Consider the following 21,475-nt stretch of genomic DNA (forward strand, 5'->3'; position numbering starts at 1 on the left):
CGCCCCGGGGTGGATAGCCGGGCCGGTCGCGGGTAACCGTCGCGGACCACGACCGGAGCACGCCCAAGGGCCATCGCACGGGGGAGTGCAGCGCACATGGGCATTGGCAGCGCCATCTTTCTCATCGCGCTCGGCGCGATCATGACCTTCGCCATCCGAGCAAACGTCTGGTGGATCGACCTACGCGCGGTCGGCTGGGTGTTCATCCTGGCCGGGTTGGGCGTCCTGCTGACCACGCTGTGGTTCTGGCAGGACCGGCGCAAGCGCGCCCGCACCCTCATCGTGGAGGAGAACCGGCTCTCCCATCCGACCGCGATGATGCCGCCGCCGCCCGACCCGCCGCCGCCGACGGCCCCGCCGTCCTGACGTCGGGCGTCAGCGGCCGATCCGGTCCAGCTCGACGAGGTCGGCGTCGGACAGGAGCAGGCCGACGCCCGCGATGTTCTCGCGCGGGTGCGCGGTGGACTTCGTGCCGGCGATCAGCAGGATGTTGGGGAGCGCCGCAGCAGCCAGGCGGAGGGCGACGGACACCTGATTCCCGTCAGGTGTCGCCTACTGCTTCGCCAACGTCGACGGAAATCTTTTCCGCGCCGATTCGCCGGATGCGTTCGCTGCCCCATCTACCCAACGACGCCAGCGCGGCGTTGAGAGACACACCGTGCTCTGTCAGGGAGTACTCCACCTTCGGCGGCACCTCTCGGTAAACCTCACGATGCACGAGCCCGTCTTCTTCCATCTCCCGCAGATGTTGGATGAGCATCTTCTCGCTGACGCCCGGCAGGCCGCGCCGCAGCTCGGCGAACCGGCGGGTCCCGTAGTGGTGCAACTCCCAGAGGATCAGCGACTTCCACTTGCCGGCCACCACGTCCATCGCGGCGTCGATGCCGCAGAAGTAGGGGCCACGTCGTTTTGACGCTCGCATCCGCCCTTCCAAGGCCTACTTACCCGAAGGTGGGTACCTGACTAATTAGTCCGTACTGGTCAACAGTAACGGCAGCGGACAGGATCTCCCCTAACGACGAGCACGAGGGGAGCCGGGAACATGGCAACCAACGACACCGCTTCGGTGAGCGTTCTCGGACTGGGCGCGATGGGTAGCACACTGGCAGCCGCCCTGGTGAAGGCCGGATACCCGACAACGGTCTGGAACCGCTCGGCGGGAAAGGCGGACGACCTGGTCTCGCACGGCGTACGGGCCGCCGCCACGGCAGGCGACGCGGTCCGGGCCAGCCGGCTGGTGATCACTTGTCTGCTGGACCACGCGTCGGTCCGCGAGGTGCTCGATCCGCTCGCCGACGAGCTGGCCGGACGCGCCTTGATCAACGTGACCACGACGACACCGGAGCAGGCACGCGAGATGGCTGCCTGGGCCGGGCGTGCTGCGGTCGCGTACCTGGACGGCGGCATCATGGCCGTTCCATCGATGATCGGCCACCCAGGGTCATCGATCCTCTACAGCGGATCGGCCGCGGTTTTCCACAAGTACAAGCCGCTGCTCGACCTGTGGGGCGGCAGCACCTACGTCGGTGCGGATGACGGGCTGGCGTCCCTGTACGACCTCGCCCTGCTCACGGGCATGTACGCCATGTTCGCCGGCTTCATGCACGGCACCGCCATGGTCGCGCCCGCCGGCGTGACGGCGGGCGAGTTCGCCGCCATGGCCGGACCGTGGCAGACCGCCATGACCGGTGCGTTCCCACGGTTCGCCGCGGTCATCGACAACGGGGACTACACCGTCGAAGGGCAGCAGAGCCTGGAGTTCTCGGAACTCGCCCTCCGCGGAATCCTGGCCGCCAGTGCCGACCAGGACGTCAGCACCGAAGTGCCCGCCATGGTCCAGCGCCTCATGCAACGCCAGATGGACGCCGGTCACGGAGAAGAAGGCTTCACGCGGATCATCGAGAGCATCAAGCAACCGCGATGAGGAATGCGGCACGGGGGCCGGCCGGGCTCAGGCACGGGCGACGTGGTGGGCGGTGAGCGGGGCGCCCGCCGGCACGAGATCGGCCCAGCGGGTCGTCGGTCGGTGCACCGCCAGACCTGCGGTGCGCAGGCCCTCCGGTGCGGCGCGTGGCGGATCGAGCGACGCCGACAACAGCGAGATGCCCGGGTTGTGGGCGACCAGCAGCACCGTGACCGCCGCCGGATCCACCGCTCGGACCAGCTCCAGCAACTGCTCCGGGTGTGCGTCGTACGCGGACGGTTCGTAGCGGACCGCGGGTGTCGAACCGGCGGGACCGCGCTCCGGCGGCGCGCCGGTCATCCCCGTCGCCACGTCGTGCCAGGTCTGCCGGGTACGCCGGGCCGGCGAGCAGAGCACCACGTCGGGGAGCAGGCCGTGCCGGGCCAGCCAGGCACCGGCCGCCGCGGCGTCGGCGTGCCCCCGCACGGTCAGCACCCGTCGGGGGTCCGGGATGCCCGGGGACTGTTCGGCCTTCGCGTGCCGCAGCAGCACGAGTGTCCGCCGTCCGTTCCCGCCGTCCGTCATTCGCCCAGCTTGCCTGATTGACGATCAAACCGCCTGGGTATGTCGATGGGTGCCGCAACCTCATCCATGGCCGCGGCGGTAGGAAACGCCAGCAGTACGCCAAGGAGGCGACGTCATGGGCATCGGTGCCAGCATCTTCCTCATCGCGCTCGGCGCGATCTTCGCGTTCGCCATCGACGCTGATCTGGGATGGCTGAACCTCAACGTGGTGGGCTGGGTGCTCATGCTCGCCGGCCTGGCCGGCCTGCTCACCACGCTCTACTTCTGGAACAGCCGCCGCCGGGTGGTGGCCGCGCCGGTGCAGCGGGTCGTCGCCGAGCCGGTGGCCCCGGTGCAGGACGACCGGGTGGTCCGCGAGGAGTACCGCGAGGTGCGCCGCCCGGGCTCGGGTTACCCGGCCTGACCCTTCCCCTGACCCGAGGACCCCGCAACGGCGCGGGGTCCTCGTGCGTCCGGGGTGGGTTCAGGCGAACAACGCGAAGTAGATCGCGATGTGGTGGCAGATCGCCGCGAGCAGCGTGCAGGCGTGGAAGAACTCGTGGTGGCCGAAGACGGTGGGCCACGGGTTCGGCCGGCGCAGCGCGTAGAACACCGCGCCGGCGCTGTAGATCGCGCCACCGGTGGACAGCAGGACCAGTGCGGTGACGCCACCGGCGTGCAGGATCTGCGGCAGCATGGCCACGGCGACCCAGCCGAGCGCCAGGTAGAGCGGGGCGGAGACCCAGCGCGGCGCGTGCGGCCAGACCAGCTTGACCGCGACGCCGGCCAACGCGCCGCCCCAGACCAGGCTCAGCATGATCGTGGCCGACCGGGTGTCCAGCAGCAGCGCGCAGAACGGCGTGTAGGTGCCCGCGATGAACACGAAGATCATCGAGTGGTCCATCCGGCGCATGATCTGGTAGCCGCGTTCGGACCACACCCGCCTGTGGTAAAGCGCGCTGGTGCCGAACAGCCCGCACACGGTGAAGCTGTAGATCAGGCAGCTCACCAGCGGCGCCCAGCCCGGCCGGGTGGCGGCGACGGAGCAGAGGACGACGCCGCACACGAGGGCGGCGAAGAACGCGTACGCGTGCAGCCAGCCGCGCATGCGCGGCTTCCCGAGGTCGGCCGGCCGCAGCCGGAGCCGTGCGGAAGTGGTCACGTCAACAGGTTACGACGGCGTAGGTTACTTGCAAGTAGTGTGTACCGTCACGCCACCCGCCGGGATGATGATCGGATGCGTATCCGACCGGTCGGGGCACACGCCCTCCTCCTCGACTGCGACGACGCCGACCAGGCGCAGGCGTGGCGGGCCGAGCTGTGGCACCGGCGCGACACCGGAGAGCTGACCGCCACCGAGATCGTCCCCGGCGCGGTCACCGTCCTGCTCGACGGCGTGCCCGACCCGCCGGCCACCGCCGCCCGCATCGCCGGCTGGCGCCCCCGCCCCGCCGCCACCGGCCCGGCAACCAGCGAGGTCCGGGTGCCCACCGTGTACGACGGCGCGGACCTGCCGGCCGTCGCCGCCCACTGGGACCTCGACGTCCCGGCCGTGGTCGAGGTGCTGCGGCGCACCGAGTTCCGGGTCGCGTTCTGCGGGTTCGCCCCCGGGTTCGCCTACCTGACCGGGCTGCCACCGGAACTGGCGGTGCCCCGGCTGGCGACCCCGCGTACCCGGGTGCCCGCCGGCTCGGTCGCGCTCGCCGGCCCGTACGCCGGGATCTATCCCACCGCGTCGCCCGGCGGCTGGCTGCTTGTCGGCCGCACCGACCTGCGCCTGTTCGACGTGCACGCCGACCCGCCCGCCCGACTCACCCCCGGCACCCGGGTCCGGCTGGTCGACGCCCGATGATCGAGGTGCTGCGGGCCGGCGCGCTGACCACCGTGCAGGACCAGGGACGCCCGGGATGGGCCCACCTCGGCGTGCCCCGCTCCGGCGCACTCGACCCGGCCGCGCTGCGCCTGGCCAACCGCCTCGTCGGCAACCCCGAGGACGCCGCCGGCCTGGAGATCACGCTGACCGGCTGCACGTTGCGCGTCACCCGTGCGGTCGCCGTCGCGCTCACCGGCGCGCCGGCCGACGTGCGTGTCGAACGGCCGCCGGCTGGACCGCCCACCACCTGCCCGCCGGCACCCGCCCGGTGGCGTCCCGGGGACCTGGGACGGCCGATGTCACTGCCGGCCGGCGCGGTGCTGCGGGTCGGGCCGGCCCACACCGGGGTGCGGACCTGGCTGGCCGTTACCGGCGGGATCGCCGTCGAGCCGGTGCTCGGCAGCCGGTCCACCGACACGCTCTCCGGCCTCGGCCCGTCCCCGCTGCGCGACGCCGACCGGCTGCCCCTCGGCCGGCCCGCCGGCCCGCCCGCCCCGGTCGACCTCGCCGTCACCCGGCCGGTCCCCGCCGAACTGCGCCTGGCCGTACGCCCCGGCCCCTGGCAGGACTGGTTCGCCCCCGACGCGTTCGACCTGCTGGCGCGCCGCGCGTACACGGTGGGTCCGGACAGCAACCGGGTCGGCGTGCGGCTGGTCGGCCCGGCGCTGCCCCGCGCGGTGGCCGGCGAACTGCCGAGCGAGGGCATGGTGCTCGGCGCGGTGCAGGTGCCCCCGGACGGCCGGCCGCTCGTCTTCCTCGCCGACCACCCGAGCACCGGTGGCTACCCGGTCATCGGAGTGGTGGACGACGTGACCCCGCTCGCCCAGGCCCGACCAGGCACTACGGTGACGTTCCATGGACCTCAACGCTGACCTCGGCGAGGGATTCGGCCACTGGCGGCTGGGCGACGACGAGGCGCTGCTCGCGCTGATCAGCTCCGCCAACGTCGCCTGCGGCTTCCACGCCGGTGACCCGGCCACCATGCACCGGGTCTGCGCCGTCGCCGCCGAACGCGGCGTCGCGGTCGGTGCCCAGGTCGGCTACCGGGACCTCGCCGGGTTCGGGCGGCGGCACATCGCCTACGAGTTCGCCGAGCTGCGCGACGAGACGATCTACCAGCTCGGGGCGCTGGACGCGTTCTGCCGGGTGTACCAGACCCGGGTCCGCTACCTCAAGCCGCACGGCGCGCTCTACCACGCGGCGGCCCGCGAGGAGGCCCAGGCCGCCGCGCTGGTCGCCGCGATCAGCGGGTACGACCACGAACTGCCGGTGCTCTGTCAGGCCGGCACCGTGCTCGCCCAGCTCGCCACCGGCGCCGGGCTGCGGGTGGTGGCCGAGGGGTTCGCCGACCGCAACTATCTGCCCGACGGCCGGCTGGTGCCGCGCAGCGCCCCGAACGCGCTGGTCACCGACCCGGAGCAGATCGCCGTCCGGGCGGTACGGATGGCCACCGAGCAGACCCTGGTCGCGGTCGACGGGACGGTGATCCCCTGCCCGGTCGAGTCGATCTGCCTGCACGGGGACACTCCGGGGGCGGTGCGGTGCGCGGAGCTGGTCCGGGCCGCGCTCATCGACGCGGGGGTCACGCTCACTCCGTTCGCGTGAAAGGAAGGGCCCCCTGTTAACGCATCAGGTAGCGGAAGGGCCCCTTCTTAATGCGCCACCGGCGTCAGGCGTCCATGCCGCGCAGGACCAGCGGGAGACGGCTCGCCCCGTCGGCGACCACCCGGACCGGTACGCCCCAGTCCTGCCGGGTCAGGTGGCAGGCGGCGTGCTCCACGTCCGCGTCACAGGTCGCCGCCTGAGCGGTCACCTGGAGCACCCCCTGCGCCACGTCACGGCCGACCACCAGCCGGCGGGACAGGTCGGTGGTCGTACCGGCGCCCTCGACCAGCAACTCCGGCGGGGACGCCGACACCACCAGGCGGGTCGACGGCCCGTACGTCTCGTCCAGCTTCTGGCCCGGAGCCGGCGTGAAGATCACATCCAGGGTCAGCTCCCCGGCCGCCACGTCGGTGGGCGTGCGCTCCAACCGGTGCCGCGGCCCGTCCACGGTGCTCGCGCCGGCCGAGGTCAGCGCGCCCGGCGCCAGCCGGGTCAGCCGGTGCGCGGCCGACTCGACCACGAGCACGTCACCGTCGCCGGTGAGCACCAGGTCGCTCGGCTCGGCCAGCCCGTCGGCGACGGTGCCGACCTGCCCGGTCGCCGGGTCGAAACGGCGTACCGCGCCGTTGTACGTGTCCGCGATCAGCACCGAGCCGTCGGGCAGCGCGCACACGCCCAACGGGTGCTGGAGCAACGCCTGATCGGCCGCACCATCGACGTGCCCGAAGTCGAACAGGCCCTGACCGACGGCGGTGTGCAGCACCCCGTCGGCGACCCAGCGGACCGCGCTGGTCTCGCTGTCGGCCACCCACAGCCGGGCTCCGTCGGCCGACACGGCGAGACCGGACGGCTGGGCCATCCACACGTCCGGCAGCGGGCCGTCGCGCAGCGCCTCGACCGTGGTCCCGGCGTACATGCCGGCGGTCCGCTTGATCGGGTCGAACCACCAGAGCTGGTGGATACCGGCCATCGCCACGATCACCCGGTCGTCGTACCAGGCCACGTCCCAGGGGGAGGAGAGATCGACCGAGCGGGCGTCGTGCGCGTGGTCGTCGACCGTCGAGCGCCACTGCCGGCCGGTGCCCGCCACGGTGACCACCTCGCCGGAGGACAGCCGCACCCCGCGCAGCAGGTGGTTGACCGTGTCCGCGACGACCAGGTCGTAACCGGCCACCTCGGCCGCGTGCGGGGGCAGCAGGCACAGCCCCTGCGGCTCGGCGAACGTGGCGGCGGTCGCCGGGCCGTCCGCCCGGCCGCGCGCGCCGGTGCCGATCCGGCGGACCACCGTCTCGCCGTCCGGGGCCAGCTCCACCAGGGAGTGCCGGGCCGAGTCGCTGACCAGCAGGTTGCCGCCGTCGAGCGACACCGCCTTGCCGGGGAAACGCAGCACGGTGTCCGGCTCGGCGGGCGGCACGTACGGGCCCTCGCCGCGGTGCAGGGTGCCCTTCGCCTCGTGGGTGGCGATGAGGTCGTCGATCAGCCGGACCAGCCCTTCGGCGTGTCCCTCGCCGGCCATCGTGGCGACCACGTACCCCTCGGGGTCGACCACCGCCAGCGTCGGCCACGCCTTGGCCGCGTACTGCTGCCACATGTCCATCTCGGCGTCGTCGAGCACGGGGTGACGCACGCCGTACCGCTCGACGGCCGCGGCCAACGCCGCCGGGTCCTTCTCGTGCTCGAACTTCGGCGAGTGCACCCCGATCACGACCAGGACGTCGCCGTACTTCTCCTCCAGCGGGCGCAACTCGTCGAGCACGTGCAGGCAGTTGACGCAGCAGAAGGTCCAGAAGTCCAACACCACGATCCGGCCCCGCAGGTCGGCCAGCGTGACGGCCTTGCCGCCGGTGTTCAGCCAGCCGCGACCGCGCAGCTCCGGTGCCCGTACTCGTGCGCTCATGCTCTTATCGTGCCGCACGGCGGTCGGTCACCGGCGCGGCGGTGAGGACCGACACGTCGGTCGGACCGCCCGCGCGCAGCGCAGCAGCGGCCGGGCCGTTGGGAGACGACGACGGCGGGGCCACGGATCACCGTGACCCCGCCGTCGGGAACCGTGCTACTGGCCGGCCGGCTTGAGGCAGAGGACGCGGGTGCCGCCGCTGCCCTCGACAGCGACCGAAGGCTGCGACAAGTCGGTGCACTTGTCCTTGTTGTCCACCTTCGACACGACGCTGAACGCACCCTGCTCGCCGCAGTCGACGGCCACGGCGCTCTGCCCGGACTGCTTCACGCAGGAGCCGACCGCCGGGTCGAAGCCCGCCGGCTTGTCGTCGTCGCCGACCTTCCCGAGCAACGTCAGCAGCCCGAGCGGTACGGCGAGGATGAGCACCGCCGCGACCAGCACGGCGGCCAGCACCCGGCCGTTGCGCACCTTCGGCGGAGGGGCCTCGGCCGGCGGCTCGGCGTCCGGCTTGAACGCGTCGAACCGGCCCTGATCCTGGTCACCGACCGGCCCGTCCTGCGGCCAGGACGGCGCGCCCTGCGGGGACGAGGACGGGAAGCCACCGTCACCCGCGGACCGCTGACCCGGCACGGACACCGAGGCCCGTCCGCCGGCCGGCGAGCCGTACTGCTGCGATGGACCGCCGAACGGGTCCCGCTGGTCACCGGGCCCACCGAACGGGTCGGGGCGGCCACCGGGCCCGCCGAAACCGTCCTGCTGGCCACCGGGCCCGCCGAACGCGTCCTGCTGGCCACCCGGGCTGCCGAACGGGTCGGGACGGCCGCCTGGCCCGCCGAACCCGTCCGGCCGGCCGCCGTACGGGCTCTGCGGGCCGCCGAACGCATCCCGTGAACCGCCGGGCTGCTCGTCGCCGGGGTGCACCCCGTTGGTCGGCCGGTAGTTGCCGGGCGGGTCCACGAAGGACGGCACGTCCGCCGGGAACGCCGGCGGACCGGCGGCCGGCGAGGACGACGGGGCGTCGGCGTACCCGTAGGCCCCGTCCGGGTCCGCGGACCGGGACTGCGGGCCCGGCCCCGGGAAGTCGGGCGCGTTGTCCTGGTCGAAGCCGGACGGCCCGTCCGGACCCGGGAAGCCGCGCGCGGGCTGTTCCCGGCCGGCGAAGCCGTACGCGGGTTCCTCCGGGGTCTCCTCGGGCTCCGGCTGAGCCGGTCGGCCGTACACCCGGGGTTGCGGCGTCGGTGCGCCGGTGGGCAGCGGCTGGTCGGACGGCGGGGTGACCCGGCTGGACACCGGGACCGAGGCGCTGGCCGAGACCGGCCCGGCCTCCGGCGAGGTACGCGGGCCGGGCACCACCGCCGATGGCGGTTCCTCGTGGCCTGACCGGCCGGAGTCCCAGCCGCCCTCGCCGTGCTCCGGCTCGTACCGCTGAGGTTCGGCCGGGTGGTCGGCGGGCGCCGACGCGGCCAGCGCAGCTCCGGGCACCCGTTGCTGCTGCGCGGGCAGCGGCACCGCGTTGCCGGGGGAGACACCCGGCGCGGGGGCGGGCTGGTAGGCGGGCGCGGCTTCCTCGGCCCGCCCCCATGCCTCGGCCGAGGACCACGGCTCGACGTTCGGCACGGCGGGGCGTTCGGGCGCGGGGTCGTCCTGGTTACCGCCCCAGCCCGCCGGTGCGTCGGGAGCCGGTACGGACGCGCTCGCCCGGGCCGGCGCCTCGTTCGGTGCGGCGGCGCCCCAGGTGGGCCGCGCGGGCTCCTCGCCCGGGTGACCGGGCTCGCGCTGCTGCGGCACGGACGCCGCGCCGCTCCAGCCGCCGGCCTGCCGGGGCTGGTCCGGCTCGCCCCAGCCGCCCGGCTGCGGGGCCGGGCGCGCGGCGCGGCCGGCGGCCCAACCGCCGGACCGGTCCGGGTCCTCGTCCCGACCGGGCTCGTCCCAGTTGCCCGCCCGGTCGTCGGCCTGCGAGGTGGGCCAGCCGCCCGAGCGGCGCGCCTCGTCGGGCTGCTGCCCGCCGCTGGACCGCCATCCACCGGACCGGTTCGGGTCGTCGTCGGCACCGGCCGGACCGGGCCGGGCATTGTCCTGATCGGACTGTTCCGTCGCGGGCCACGCGTGCTCCGGGTGGACCACGCCGGGCACCGAGGCGGCGGCGCGGGCGGGCGGCTCGGCCGGCGGCCAGGTGGCGCCGGTCTGCTGGCCGGGTTGCGGGGACCAGGCGGGCTGGCTTTCCCGCGGGGTCCAGCCGCCGGACCGGTTGGGGTCGTCCGCCGGGGCGGGCTGTTCGTTGCGAGGGGTCCAGCCGCCGGCGCGGCCCGGGTCCTCCGGCGGGGCGCCGGTGGCCCAGCCACCGGAGCGGCCCGGCGCGTCGTCGTGCGCCCCGGCGGCGAACCCGCCGGAGCGGTTGGGGTCGCCCGCGGGGGCGGGGGCGGCCCAGGACTCGTTCGGTACGGTCGCCGGCGCGGGCACGTAGCCGGTGCCACGCGCGCCGCCGTCCGCCTGCTGCGGCCAGGACGACTGCTCCCCGGAGGGGCCGCCGGTCCCCCAGGCGGGACGGCTCTGCTCGCCGCCCCAGGCGGGCGGTGTCGGCTCGGCGCGGTCCGGGGCGGGCTGCTCGGTGGCGGCCCATGCCGGGTTGCCCTGACCGGACGCGGGCCAGGTCGGGCCGCCCTGCTCGGGCGCCCCCCACCCGGGCTGCGGCGCCCGGCCGTGCGGGTCGGCGGACGGTGGCACCTGGGCGGTGGCGCGGCCGGTGACCGGTGGCCCGGCCGGTGGCGTCCAGGCGGCCGGCTGGCCGTCGTTCGCGGCCCACGTCGGAGCCGGTTGCCCGGGTCGACCGGTGGGCGGGGGTGGCGCCCAGCCGAGGTCGGGTGCGTCGTCGTACCCGTTGTCCTGCTGCGCCGGCTGATCGCCGTACGGCACCGGTCCGCCGGTGCCCGGCGACACCTCGCCCGGCTCCTGGCCGGGGCGGTGCGGAGCCTCGGACGTCATGGGTGCGCCTCCTCCATACAGGTCGGCTGCCGATGCCGGTCGGAAACCGTCGGCATGGCGACCGGCGTTGCCGGCGGGGTACCGGCCGTGCGGGCTCCCCGCACCGTATCCGGTGGCCGCCCGGACACAACCCGGGGAGCATCAGCCGTCACCGAAAGTCACCGGCCGACGTCGATGGGTTTCGTTATCGAATCGTCCGGAGTCAGCCGGTTGGCGACCGTGCCAACCGTACCGGGCGGTGCCGCGGGGTGGAATCCCGGTGCCGGTCGACCGCCGATACGCCGAAGACCCACCCGGTTCGGGTGGGTCTTCGGACTGAGGAGGGAGAGAAAAGTCGGTGGCGTCAGCCGACGTGACGCTGGGCGATGGCGAGAAGCTCGGCGCGGACCGCGGGCGAGTTGGCGGAACGCAGGGCGTGCTCGATGGCACGGGCCCGGCGGTTGGCGTCGCGGCGGGTGCGGATTCGCTCGATCATGCTCATCTTGGGTCTCTCCTCCTGGCTATTCGGTTGTCAGCCCTTGATGACTCCATTGAACAGCACGCGGCAGGGGATTGCCATCGATTATTAGGTGAGCTGAGCCACGTGCCTAAGGATCGTAGGTCATCTGCGGGTCTGGGCCGACGAATCTGACCCCCAGCGGTTACGGCCGGTGTGGCGGGCATTCACCCGCTGCACACCGGCCGCAGCCGTGGCAAAGCATCAGGTCCAGGCGAGCAGTGCCGCCTCCGGGTCGGCCAGGAAGTCCCCGACGTCGCGGAGGAACTTCGACCCCAGCTCTCCGTCGATGATCCGGTGGTCGAAGGAGAGGCCGAGCGTGGTGACCAGGCGCGGCTTCACCTTGCCCTTGTGCACCCACGGCTGCTCGCGCACCGCGCCGAAGGCCAGGATGGCCGACTCACCCGGGGGCAGGATCGGTGTGCCGGTGTCCACACCGAACACCCCCACGTTGGTGATGGTGAGCGTGCCACCGGACATGTCCGCGGGCGAGGTCTTCCCGGCCTTGGCGGTCTGCACCAGACCGGTCATCGCGTCCGCCAGCTCACGCAGCGAGAGCCGTCCGGCGTCCTTGATGTTCGGCACGATCAGACCACGCGGGGTGGCCGCCGCGATGCCCAGGTTGACGTACTCCTTCACCACGATCTCGTCGCCGGCCCAGGTCGAGTTGACCATCGGATGCCGCCGGACCGCCAGCAGCACCGCCTTCGCGACCAGCAGCAGCGGCGAGACGCGGACCTCGCGCCACTCGCGCCGCTCGCGGAGCCGGTCCAGCGCCTTCATCGCCCGGGTCACGTCGACGGTCAGGAACTCCGTCACGTGCGGCGCGGTGAACGCCGAGCGGGCCATGTTCTCCGCGGTGAGCTTGCGTACCCCCTTGACCGGAATGCGCTGCTCGCGGTCCGCGCCGAAGCTCGCGGCCGACGTGGCCGTCGCCTCGACCGTCAGCGGCTCGGCCGCCGCCGGGGTCGCGCTCACCGCCCGCTGTACGTCCTCGCGGGTGATCGAGCCCAACGGACCCGAACCGGTGAGGGTGGCCAGGTCGACCCCGAGGTCCCTGGCCAGCTTGCGCACCGGCGGCTTGGCCAGCACCGGGCCGGTGACCCGGCCGTTGCCGGTCACCACCGGCGCCGCCGACTGGGCGGGCACCGCGGGCTGAGTCGGCGGTGCGGGCTGGGCCGGCGCGGCGGGCTGGGCCGGCGCTGCCGACGCGGGGGCGTCGCCCCGACGCGGGCGGCGCTTGGCCGGGGCATTGCGCGGGCCGTAGCCGACCAGCACGGCGGTACGCCCACCCGGGGCCGCGCCGCCGATCAGACCCGGCTCGACCATGCCCTCGGCGGGCGCGATCTGCACGGCGGCCAACGACGCGGCCGACGGGGTCGGCAGCTCCGACGCCGGGGCGCCGGTCGTCGACTGCTCCACCGGCCCGGCGCCCGGGTCGGTGTCGATCGCGATGATCGGTACGCCGACCTCGACCGTCGCACCCTCCGGGTGGAAGATCGCCTGCACCCGGCCGGCCCACTTCGCCGGGATCTCGACCGCCGCCTTCGCGGTCTCCACCTCGACGATCGGCTGGTTCAGTTCGATGTCGTCGCCCACCTTGACCAGCCAGGCGAGGATCTCCCCCTCGGCCAGGCCTTCGCCCAGGTCGGGAAGGTTGAACTCCTTGATCCGTGACATGTCGCTCACCATCCGAACGAGCGGTCGACGGCGTCGAGCACCCGGTCCAGGTCGGGTAGGAACTCCTCCTCCACCCGGGCGGCCGGGTAGGGGATGTCGAAGCCGGTCACCCGCAGCACCGGGGACTCCAGGGAGTAGAAGCACTCCTCGGTGATCCGGGCCGCGATCTCCGACCCCATGCCCAGGTTGCCCGGCGCCTCGTGCACCACCACGCAGCGGCCGGTGCGGCGCACCGACTCGTACGCGGCGGTCAGGTCCAGCGGCGAGAGCGTACGCAGGTCGATGACCTCCAGGTCCCGGCCGTCCTCGGCGGCGGCGGTGGCCGCGTCCAGCGCGGTGCGCACCATCGGGCCGTACGCCAGCACCGTGGCGTCGCTGCCGGGCCGCACGACCCGGGCCGAGTGCAGCGGGTACGCGTCGGCGAGCGGCGCGTCCACCTCCACCTGGCCCTTCTCCCAGTAACGCCGCTTGGGCTCCAGGAACACGATCGGGTCGTCCGACGCGATCGCCTGCTGGATCATCACGTACGCGTCCTGCGGGTTCGAGCAGCTCACCACCTTGAGGCCGGCGGTGTGCGCGAAGTACGCCTCCGGGGACTCGGAGTGGTGCTCGACCGCGCCGATGCCGCCGCCGAACGGGATGCGGATGACCATCGGGATGCGTACCTTGCCCTGCGAGCGGTAGTGCATCTTCGCCACCTGCGACACGATCTGGTCGTACGCCGGGTAGACGAAGCCGTCGAACTGGATCTCGCAGACCGGCCGGAAACCACGGATGGCCAGGCCGACCGCGGTGCCGATGATGCCGGACTCGGCAAGCGGGGTGTCGATGACCCGCTGGTCGCCGAAGTCCTTCTGGAGGCCGTCGGTGATCCGGAACACGCCGCCGAGCTTGCCGACGTCCTCGCCCATGATGACGACCTTCGGGTCGTTCTCCAGGGCCCGTCGCAGGCCGGTGTTGAGCGCCTTGCCGAGGGTGAGCGTCTCCGTGGCCATCAGTGCGCGCTCCCCTCGAACGACTCCATGTACTGCGTGAACCGGGCCCGCTGCTCGTCCAACTCGGGCGAGCCGTGCGGGTAGACGTGGTCGAACATGGTCACCGGCTGCGGGTCGGGCATCGAGAGCACCCGTTCGCGCAGGTGCACCGACTCGGTGCGGGCCTGCTCGTCGACCTCGGCGAAGAACGACTCGTCGGCGATCTTCTGCCTGGTCAGGAACGCCTTCATCCGGGCGATCGGGTCCTTGGCCTGCCACGCCTCGACCTCGCTGGCGATCCGGTAACGCGTCGGGTCGTCGGAGGTGGTGTGCGCGCCCATCCGGTAGGTGTAGGCCTCGATCAGGCTGGGGCCCTGGCCGTTGCGCGCGGTGTCCAGCGCGTGCCGCGTCACCGCGTACGAGGCGAGTACGTCGTTGCCGTCCACCCGCACGCCGGGGAAGCCGAAACCGCCGGCCCGCCGGTACAGCGGGACGCGGGTCTGCCGCTCCAGCGGCTCGGAGATGGCGTACTGGTTGTTCTGGCAGAAGAACACCAGCGGGGCGTTGAAGACGCTGGCCCAGACGAACGACTCGTTGACGTCGCCCTGGCTGGTGGCGCCGTCACCGAAGTAGGCGATCACCGCCTCGCCGTCCTCGGCGCCGGTCCGGCCGTCCATGGCGACGCCCATCGCGTAGCCGGTGGCGTGCAGGGTCTGCGCCCCGATCACGATCGTGTACATGTTGAACTTGAACTCGTTCGGGTCCCAACCGCCCTGGTCGACACCACGGAACAGGCCGAGCGGCATGATCGGGTCGATGCCGCGGCAGTAGAGGACGCCGTGCTCCCGGTAGGTCGGGAAGGCCATGTCCTGCGGGCGCAGCGCCCGGCCGGAGCCCACCTGCGCGGCCTCCTGGCCCAGCAGACTGGCCCACAGGCCCAGTTCGCCCTGGCGTTGCAGGGCGGTGGCCTCGGCGTCGAGCTTGCGGACCAGCACGAGGTCGCGGTACAGCCCGCGGTACTCCTCGTCGGTGAAGTCGACGCGGTACTCGGTCCCGTCCGGGCCGAACGCCGTCTCGATCCGCTCTCCCTCGGGGGTGAGCAGTTGTACGAGTTCCGGTTCACCGGCGGCGGCGCGCCTGGTGCGGGGTGCGGCCCGCTTGCTGCGGGTGGCGGCCCCGGGGTCGCCCTTTGCCATCCGTCTCTCCCTGTCTGTCTGCGCGGGCGCCGGGGGTGACCCGAGCCGCGCACGTCGTGCGCCCGCCCGACTGGTGCCGGGTCGGTCCCTGGCGACCGCGCCTGGCCCCGGTGGGGGTTGCCGCGCGGCGTGAGCCGGGTCCGTCTTGGGACCCAGGCCCGGGAGTGCCGGCGCCGTTCCGCACCCGCCGCGGGGTGCGCGGAGGTGACGGTTGCGTTGCCGTCGTGACTGAATGATGGCAGAGGAGGTGAGCGGGCCCACAGTACGGCCTCCTCGGCCGGTGGGATCCCGTCGGATTCATGACCAATAGACCTTTTGTCGCAGGTGGCCTGCGGGCCGGCGGACAAAATGTGTGTCGACACGCGGTTACGGCTGGTGGACTGAGCGCCACTGGACCAAGCTGGCGGTGAGACGCTGCGCGGTATTTGTCCTAATAGCTGCGCATGTGGTTGCCGTCCGTCGACGCTACGAGGAGTGAGCCGGTGTCCGAGCCTGAAGGTCCCCCCGGCACGCCCCTCCTCGGCCGGCACCGGGCGCTCCCCGCCCAGGGCTACCGGCGGGTGGTCGGCACCCATCGCGCCCCCGGCGTCGGCGGCCCCAGCCGCGGCTACCTGCTGACCGTGGCGCTGCTCGCCGGCACCGCGTCCATGCCGATCCTCGCGGCACTCAGCACCGGGTCGGCGACCGTCGGCAACAGCGCCCTCCCCGACGCGGGCATCCCGTTCATCCCGACCCCCTCCGTCGGGCCGGTGGTCATCCCGCTGCCCCAGGCGAGTCAGCCCTCCGCACCACCGCTGCCCACACCCGGGGTCGGTGCCACCACCGTGCCTCCGCACCCGGTGCTGCCAGCCGCCCCGGTCCTGCCCGACGACCGCGACCTTGCCTCCCGGTACCGGTCCCGACCGGTCGTCGCCCCTCGGCCGCCCGCCCTGCCGATGCCGCCCGCCCGGCCGGCGCCGGTCCGGCCACCGAGTCCGTCCCCGGTGCCCTCGCCGTCCCCGGTGCCCTCGCCGTCGCCGGTGCCGACGCCGACGCCGACGACCTCGCCGTCCCCGGAGCCCTCGCCCTCCCGGTCCCCGCCACCGTTACCGGCGCCGTCGTCCCACCCCACCTCGGCGGAGCCGTCCGCCGAGCCGACCCCAGAGCCGTCGCCGAGCGGTCCCCCGCCCACCACCAGGACGCCGGAGCGCACGCCGACCCCGCAGGCCACGCCGACGCCGGCCGGCACCCGGGCACGGCCGTAGGCAGAACGCAACGGTCGTCCGGGCGTGCGCCGCACGGAACGACCGCGCAGGGCCGGGCCGGCGGGAAACGGGAGGCGGGCCGTCAGGCCGGGTCGTCGGTGAGGCGGTGCCGGTTCGCCTCGATCCAGGCGTTCAACGCCTCCGGGTCGTCCGGGTCCACACCGTCGGCCATCAACTGGGCCACCGCCGCGGTGGCCGGGCTGCGCCGCTCGCCGGTGCTGTAGAGCCGGGCGAACTCGGGCACCATCTCGGTGATCGCCTCGTCGGTCCGGTCCGCGGCGGGCTGCGGCAGCCCTCGCTGCCGGGCCGCGTACGCCGACCAGGCGCGCAGCACCCGGGGCAGCATCGCCGCGTCGTCCATGTCCAGCACGGCCCGGCGGTGCACCCAGTCCAGCAGGAACAGCTCCGCGACCATCGGGCTCCACCGCATCGGGTCCGCGTCCGGGAAGCTGGCCGCGTGGTCCAGCAGCAGACCCAGGCAGAAGTGCAGCGAGGCCAACTCGCCGTCGGCCACCTCGGGCAGGCCGAAGCGGGTCGCCTCCGGCGAGTTGAGGAAGGCGCGCACCAGGCGCGTCCGCTCCTCGTCGGTCGGCGGTGCCACGACGGCCGGTCCGGCCGGTGGCGTCGGCCCGGGCAGCGCGGCGAGCCGCGCGCCGACCAGCGCCCGGTCGGTGGCGAGGGAACCCTGCGCGGGCAGCTCCTCCAAGCCGTCGGTGACAGCCAGGTGGCGGCTCACCTCGGCGTGCATCCGGGCCGGGTCCTCGGTGCGGAACCAGGTGAACTCGTCCTCGGTGCAGATCTCCCGGGCCTGCTCGACGATGCGCCCCGCGGGACCGCCGACGAACACGTCCTTGGTGATGCCGATGTTGTGGTCGACGAGGGCCACCAGGGCGTGCTCCGGCCCGCCGGCCTCCTCGTCGTCGTAGGCGAACGTGGCGAGGTACGACGTCTGGTCGCCGTACACGTCGCCGTAGGCCCAGGTGCCGGTGACGCGCACCCGGCCGAGCTGCCCGGCCCAGGACGGGGCGTAGGCGCCCGCGCGGACCCGGGCAGCGCCCTCGGCGTCGGGCACCAGCGCGGCGAAGACCGCGCGGATGGTGGTCGCGGCGGCGCTGCGCCGGCGGGACGTGGCGGTGAGGAAGCCGGCGACGAACTCGCGTACGGCCTGTTCCCGGTCGTGCTCCGCGACGGCGTAGACGCTGCCCAGCAACGCGGCACCGAGCATCTCCGCGTCCAGGGCGGAGTCGAGCCTCGTCACGTCGCGCGCGGCGTGCAGCACCGCGTCGTAGGGGGTCTGTGGCGTGGCCATGCATCGACCCTACGCCGCCCGGGCCGCCCCGACACCGGGCAGCACGCCGGGTTCAGCGTCGACCCGCCTCACGCAGCGCCTCCCGGGCCGTGCCGTAGCGGGCCAGCACCGCCCAGACCGGGTCCAGCACGTACTTCTCGCCGACGCTGCCCACCGAGGTGAGCAGGCGGCGTTCGGCCCGTCGCCGGGCCCGCCGGCCCGCCCAGCCGACGACCGGCCTGGTCATCGCCGCGACCAGCAACCCGGCCACCAGGCCACCGAGCAGCAGGACGGTGGGCCAGGGCACCACGCCGAGCGTCGGGTGTTCCAGCGCCGGCAGGCCGAGCAGGCGCAGCGCGTACCCGAAGGCCAGCCAGAGCAGCCCACCCAGCGCGGCGAGGGTGACCAGCCACTGGACCACGCCCACCACCCGCCACCAGGCCGGCCGCCGATCCATGCCCAGGTCGGTCGCGGCGACCGCGTGGTCCAGCGCGCCGGGCAGGTCGGCCAGCCGGGACCGCGCGGCGGTGGTGAGCGCGGTCGGCCACGGCGCCGGCAGGTCGGCGCCGACGCGGTCGGCCACCGCCCGGATGGCCAGGTTGAGCGCCGACCGCTGCGCGGCCGTCGGATCGGGTACGGAGGTGGCGGCGACCAGGCTCTCCGCGGGCGCGTCCGGGTCCCGCCCGGCCAGGTGCAGCCGGCGCAGCGGATCCGGCCGCAGTTTCCGCCAACCGCGCACCAGCGGCCAGCCGGTGCTGCCGCCGGCCCGATGCCGGTACGCCCCCTCGACCGCCTGCGCCACCGTCGGCACCCCGGCCGCCCCGGCCAACGCACGGGTCAACTCCTGTGCCGACGCGTCACCGGGCCGGGTGCGGGGCGGCTCCGGCCCGACGAGCGGTTCGAGATCGGCCACCACGGCGTCGACGTCGCCGGAGAGGCGGCGCAGGGCAGCCTGCCGCTCGGCGACCGCCCGTTCCAGCTCGGCCCGCAGCCCGTCCAGCCCGGCCGGGTCCACCGCCACGGTGGGCAGCAGCGGGACACCGCCCAGCCCGTCCGCGTCGAGCAGCCGGCGCAGGTCGTCGAGGACCTTCGGCAGCTCCGCCGGGGACAGCCGGTCGGCCTGGTTGAGCACCACGACGGTGACGTCCCGGTGCCTGTGGAACTCGCGCAGGTAGCTGGTGTGGATCACGCGGTCGGCGTACTTCTGCGGGTCCACCACCCAGACCACGAGGTCGACCAGGCCGAGCAGCCGGTCCACCTCCAGCCGGTGGGCCTGCTGCACCGAGTCGAAGTCGGGCAGGTCGAGCAGGACCAGGCCGTGCAGTCTGGACTCGTCGTCGCCGTCGAGCGGGCTCTCCCGCACGAACCGGTGACGGGGCAGCACCCCGATCCAGTCGAGCAGCCGGACCGCGCCGTCCAGCGGCCCCCACACGCAGGCATGCGCCACGCCGGTGGTGGGCCGGCGTACACCGACCGGGGAGAGATCCAACCGGGCCAGCGCGTTGAACAGGCTGGACTTGCCGCTGCCGGTGGCGCCGGCCAACGCGACGACGGTGTGCCGGCCGGAGAGGGCGAGCCGGTCCCCGGCCCGCTCGACCACCGTGTGCGCGGCGACGAGCTGCGCGTCGGGCACCTCGCCGTCCACCGCGTCGAGAAAGCGCTGGACCGCCCGAAGGCGTGCGATCAGCACGTCCGGGTCGATCCGCTGCTCGCCCCGGAACGCCTCACGCATCCGTCCCACCATGTTGCTCACGGTGCAATCCTCGTTCGCGACTGCGGGGCTCGCAGGGTCGGCTCACTCCTCGCGCTCACGGGCGGTCGCCCCGAACCGTGGGGGGCAACGGCACCTCGCCGGTGCCGAACAGGTCGCTGCGGTGCCGCGCCCGCTCGACCTCCGCGGCGGCCCGGCGCAGCGCCGCGCCGGCGTCGCCGGTCGGCCGGGCGGCCTCGGTGCGGGTCAGGAAGCGCGCGGCCTCCTCCGCCAGCAGCGCGCCGACCCGTTCGAGCAGGTCCACCCGCGCCGCGCGGGCCAGGTTCCGCACCGCTTGGTCGCCGAAGATCGCCTGGAGCACGGTCTGCCCGGCGACTGCGGTGCCGGTGCCGGCCGCCACCTCCAGCCCGGTGGGGATGAACGCGGTGGAGGCGAACACGCCGATCATGACGGCGAGCCCGGTGGCGTTGACCGCGTACGCGGCGGTGCGGGCCACGAAGCGCCGGTCGGCGCCCTCGACCCGGACCAGCTCCAACACGGCACGCTGCCAGTCGCGGACCAACTGCTCGGCGCGCGCCGGCAGCTCCGCCGAGGCGTGGGCGAGGTCGGCGGCCAGCAGCGCTGCGCCGGCCGGGTGCGCCTTCCACCCGGTGTACGCGTTCTCCGCCGCCTCGGCGGCCACCCCGCGCAGCAGCGTGACCAGTTGGGACTCGATCGCGGTCCGCAGCTCCGCCGCCGGGGCGGGTCGCCCGGTGACCGTCGCGACGATCCGGTCGCGGAGCCGGCCGATGCGTGCCTCCAGGCCCCGGAAGAACTCGCCGGTGCCGACGAACTCCTGCCACCGGGCCAGCACCTCGCCGCGGAGCAGCCGCCCGTCCTTGAGCCCCTGGTCGACGGTCCGTTCCGCACCCCGGTAGGCGGCCTGCACGCGCTCGTCGAGCGCGTCGGCGGCGGCCAGCTGCTCGTCGGCGGCGTCGGCCATCGCCTCGACCACCGGGTGCAGCGCGGCCAGCGCGCCGTCGAGGGTCTGCCGGACCACCGCCGCGCGGGCCTCGGCATCGGCGGCGAGGCGGGTGAACCAGTCGCTGAGCGGGGCGGTGATCCGGTCCGGCAGCAACCCCTGCCCGTCCACCCAGGTCTCCGGCAGCACGAACAGCGGCGCGGCGCCCAGCTCCTGCGCGGCGAGCATCTCGGACAGGTGGGCGGCGATCTCGTCGGCGGCCTCGGGCGGGACCCGGTCGAGCACCATGGCGACGGCGGTGCCCCGGGCCCGCGCGCTGCGCAGCAGCTCCCAGGGAACGGCGTCGGCGTACCGGGCGGCGGTGGTGACGAACAGCCACAGGTCGGCGGCGGCGAGCAGTTGGCCGGCGAGCGCGCGGTTGGCGTCGACCACCGAGTCGATGTCGGGGGCGTCGAGGAAGGCCAGGCCGGGCGGGAGGGCCGGGGCGGTGACCAGGTGCAGGGTGCCCGGCTGCTCGCTCGGGTCGGTGGTGCGGGTCAGGCCGGGCAGCAGGTCGCCCTGGCGGAACCAGGTCGCGTCGGTGGGGCTGCACACCAGCACCGGGGAGCGGGTGGTCGGGCGGAGCACGCCGGACGCGCTGACCCGCGCCTTGACCAGGCTGTTGACGAGCGTCGACTTTCCGGCGCCGGTGGAGCCGCCGACGACCACCAGCAGTGGGGCGTCCAACCGGGCCAGCCGGGGCAGCAGGTAGTCGTCGAGTTGGTCGATGAGGCTGGTGGCGGCGTGTCGGGCCGGCGCGGCCGAGGGCAGGGCCAGCGGGAAACGGGCGGCGTCGATCGCCGTCCGCAGGCCGGTAAGCGCGGCGGGCAGGCCCTCCGCAGCGTGAACAGGCTGGTCATCGCCGGTGGCGGCCCCGGCGCGGGTTGCGACGGCGGGCGCGCCGGCACGGGTGGCGGGATCGCCATGCGTCGTCACCGCTAAAGCGTGCCCGACCGACGCAAGGTAAGACAACCGGACGCCAGTAACGGTCGGGTTGCGCCGGGTCGGCTCAACCTCGACTTGCGGTTTGGCGATCGCGTGGCACTATTGAGTCAAGTT

20 protein-coding genes are annotated in these 21,475 nt (G+C 74.1%); 6 read left to right on the forward strand and 14 right to left on the reverse strand.

Annotated features, from left to right (window positions below; translation table 11 throughout):
- Positions 1–96: 96 nt before the first annotated feature.
- The gene (locus tag ACLQ2X_RS11325) at positions 97–366 is read left to right on the forward strand and encodes a DUF6458 family protein (RefSeq protein WP_013283345.1); all 270 of its coding nucleotides are present in this window, start codon (positions 97–99) and stop codon (positions 364–366) included.
- Between the two features lie 9 nt (positions 367–375).
- Here ACLQ2X_RS11325 and ACLQ2X_RS11330 read toward each other — a convergent pair whose 3' ends face one another.
- Both ACLQ2X_RS11330 and ACLQ2X_RS11335 read right to left on the reverse strand, forming a co-directional pair.
- Positions 376–531 (reverse strand): hypothetical protein, encoded by a 156-nt coding sequence (locus ACLQ2X_RS11330; RefSeq protein ID WP_425680936.1) that lies wholly within the window; start codon positions 529–531, stop codon positions 376–378.
- 10 nt (positions 532–541) lie between these two features.
- Complete coding sequence (locus tag ACLQ2X_RS11335; RefSeq protein WP_425680937.1) at positions 542–922, reverse strand: winged helix-turn-helix transcriptional regulator; 381 nt, start codon at positions 920–922, stop codon at positions 542–544.
- Between the two features lie 120 nt (positions 923–1,042).
- Between ACLQ2X_RS11335 and ACLQ2X_RS11340 the strand changes: the two genes are divergently transcribed.
- The gene (locus ACLQ2X_RS11340) at positions 1,043–1,924 is read left to right on the forward strand and encodes an NAD(P)-dependent oxidoreductase (protein WP_425680938.1); all 882 of its coding nucleotides are present in this window, start codon (positions 1,043–1,045) and stop codon (positions 1,922–1,924) included.
- Positions 1,925–1,951: 27 nt separating this feature from the next.
- Here ACLQ2X_RS11340 and ACLQ2X_RS11345 read toward each other — a convergent pair whose 3' ends face one another.
- Positions 1,952–2,488 carry a SixA phosphatase family protein gene (locus ACLQ2X_RS11345; RefSeq protein ID WP_425680939.1) on the reverse strand — a complete coding sequence of 179 codons (537 nt, stop codon included), beginning with the start codon at positions 2,486–2,488 and terminating at the stop codon, positions 1,952–1,954.
- A 115-nt stretch (positions 2,489–2,603) separates the two neighbouring features.
- On the opposite strand from ACLQ2X_RS11345, the gene ACLQ2X_RS11350 reads away from it, so the two are divergent.
- On the forward strand, positions 2,604–2,891 hold the full coding sequence (locus ACLQ2X_RS11350; RefSeq protein WP_425680940.1) for a DUF6458 family protein: 288 nt from the start codon (positions 2,604–2,606) through the stop codon (positions 2,889–2,891).
- A 60-nt stretch (positions 2,892–2,951) separates the two neighbouring features.
- On the opposite strand, the gene trhA is transcribed toward ACLQ2X_RS11350, so the two are convergent.
- Positions 2,952–3,629, reverse strand: a complete 678-nt coding sequence (gene trhA / locus ACLQ2X_RS11355) for a PAQR family membrane homeostasis protein TrhA (RefSeq protein WP_425680941.1) — start codon at positions 3,627–3,629, stop codon at positions 2,952–2,954.
- A 75-nt stretch (positions 3,630–3,704) separates the two neighbouring features.
- Between trhA and ACLQ2X_RS11360 the strand changes: the two genes are divergently transcribed.
- From ACLQ2X_RS11360 to ACLQ2X_RS11370, 3 genes are read left to right on the forward strand one after another with little or no spacing between them, the layout of a single operon-like run.
- Positions 3,705–4,319 carry a 5-oxoprolinase subunit B family protein gene (locus ACLQ2X_RS11360; RefSeq protein WP_425680942.1) on the forward strand — a complete coding sequence of 205 codons (615 nt, stop codon included), beginning with the start codon at positions 3,705–3,707 and terminating at the stop codon, positions 4,317–4,319.
- The gene (locus ACLQ2X_RS11365) at positions 4,316–5,212 is read left to right on the forward strand and encodes a biotin-dependent carboxyltransferase family protein (protein ID WP_425680943.1); all 897 of its coding nucleotides are present in this window, start codon (positions 4,316–4,318) and stop codon (positions 5,210–5,212) included. Before ACLQ2X_RS11360 ends, ACLQ2X_RS11365 begins: the two co-directional genes overlap by 4 nt.
- Entirely contained in the window at positions 5,196–5,945 is a 750-nt protein-coding gene (locus ACLQ2X_RS11370; RefSeq protein WP_425680944.1) for a LamB/YcsF family protein, read from the forward strand. Before ACLQ2X_RS11365 ends, ACLQ2X_RS11370 begins: the two co-directional genes overlap by 17 nt.
- 64 nt (positions 5,946–6,009) lie before the next feature.
- Here ACLQ2X_RS11370 and ACLQ2X_RS11375 read toward each other — a convergent pair whose 3' ends face one another.
- From ACLQ2X_RS11375 to ACLQ2X_RS11420, 10 genes are all read right to left on the reverse strand, one after another.
- Positions 6,010–7,842 (reverse strand): NHL domain-containing thioredoxin family protein, encoded by a 1,833-nt coding sequence (locus ACLQ2X_RS11375; RefSeq protein ID WP_425680945.1) that lies wholly within the window; start codon positions 7,840–7,842, stop codon positions 6,010–6,012.
- A gap of 156 nt (positions 7,843–7,998) precedes the next feature.
- The gene (locus ACLQ2X_RS11380; RefSeq protein WP_425680946.1) at positions 7,999–10,827 is read right to left on the reverse strand and encodes an LppU/SCO3897 family protein; all 2,829 of its coding nucleotides are present in this window, start codon (positions 10,825–10,827) and stop codon (positions 7,999–8,001) included.
- Between the two features lie 343 nt (positions 10,828–11,170).
- Positions 11,171–11,308, reverse strand: coding sequence for a hypothetical protein (locus ACLQ2X_RS11385; protein WP_425680947.1), 138 nt, complete (start codon positions 11,306–11,308; stop codon positions 11,171–11,173).
- A gap of 219 nt (positions 11,309–11,527) precedes the next feature.
- The gene (locus ACLQ2X_RS11390) at positions 11,528–13,012 is read right to left on the reverse strand and encodes a dihydrolipoamide acetyltransferase family protein (protein ID WP_425680948.1); all 1,485 of its coding nucleotides are present in this window, start codon (positions 13,010–13,012) and stop codon (positions 11,528–11,530) included.
- Complete coding sequence (locus ACLQ2X_RS11395; protein WP_425680949.1) at positions 13,009–13,998, reverse strand: alpha-ketoacid dehydrogenase subunit beta; 990 nt, start codon at positions 13,996–13,998, stop codon at positions 13,009–13,011. Before ACLQ2X_RS11395 ends, ACLQ2X_RS11390 begins: the two co-directional genes overlap by 4 nt.
- Positions 13,998–15,173, reverse strand: coding sequence for a pyruvate dehydrogenase (acetyl-transferring) E1 component subunit alpha (gene pdhA, locus ACLQ2X_RS11400; RefSeq protein ID WP_425680950.1), 1,176 nt, complete (start codon positions 15,171–15,173; stop codon positions 13,998–14,000). Before pdhA ends, ACLQ2X_RS11395 begins: the two co-directional genes overlap by 1 nt.
- Positions 15,174–15,948: 775 nt before the next feature.
- The gene (locus ACLQ2X_RS11405; RefSeq protein ID WP_425680951.1) at positions 15,949–16,428 is read right to left on the reverse strand and encodes a hypothetical protein; all 480 of its coding nucleotides are present in this window, start codon (positions 16,426–16,428) and stop codon (positions 15,949–15,951) included.
- 71 nt (positions 16,429–16,499) lie between these two features.
- Positions 16,500–17,726, reverse strand: coding sequence for a hypothetical protein (locus ACLQ2X_RS11410; RefSeq protein ID WP_425680952.1), 1,227 nt, complete (start codon positions 17,724–17,726; stop codon positions 16,500–16,502).
- Positions 17,727–17,778: 52 nt separating this feature from the next.
- Positions 17,779–19,449, reverse strand: a complete 1,671-nt coding sequence (locus tag ACLQ2X_RS11415) for a GTPase (protein ID WP_425681083.1) — start codon at positions 19,447–19,449, stop codon at positions 17,779–17,781.
- 64 nt (positions 19,450–19,513) lie between these two features.
- Positions 19,514–21,352 carry an ABC transporter gene (locus ACLQ2X_RS11420; RefSeq protein ID WP_425680953.1) on the reverse strand — a complete coding sequence of 613 codons (1,839 nt, stop codon included), beginning with the start codon at positions 21,350–21,352 and terminating at the stop codon, positions 19,514–19,516.
- Between the last annotated feature and the right edge of the window lie 123 nt (positions 21,353–21,475).

Origin of the sequence: Micromonospora sp. DT31 (genome assembly GCF_049841795.1) — a bacterium.
GTDB lineage: Bacteria > Actinomycetota > Actinomycetes > Mycobacteriales > Micromonosporaceae > Micromonospora.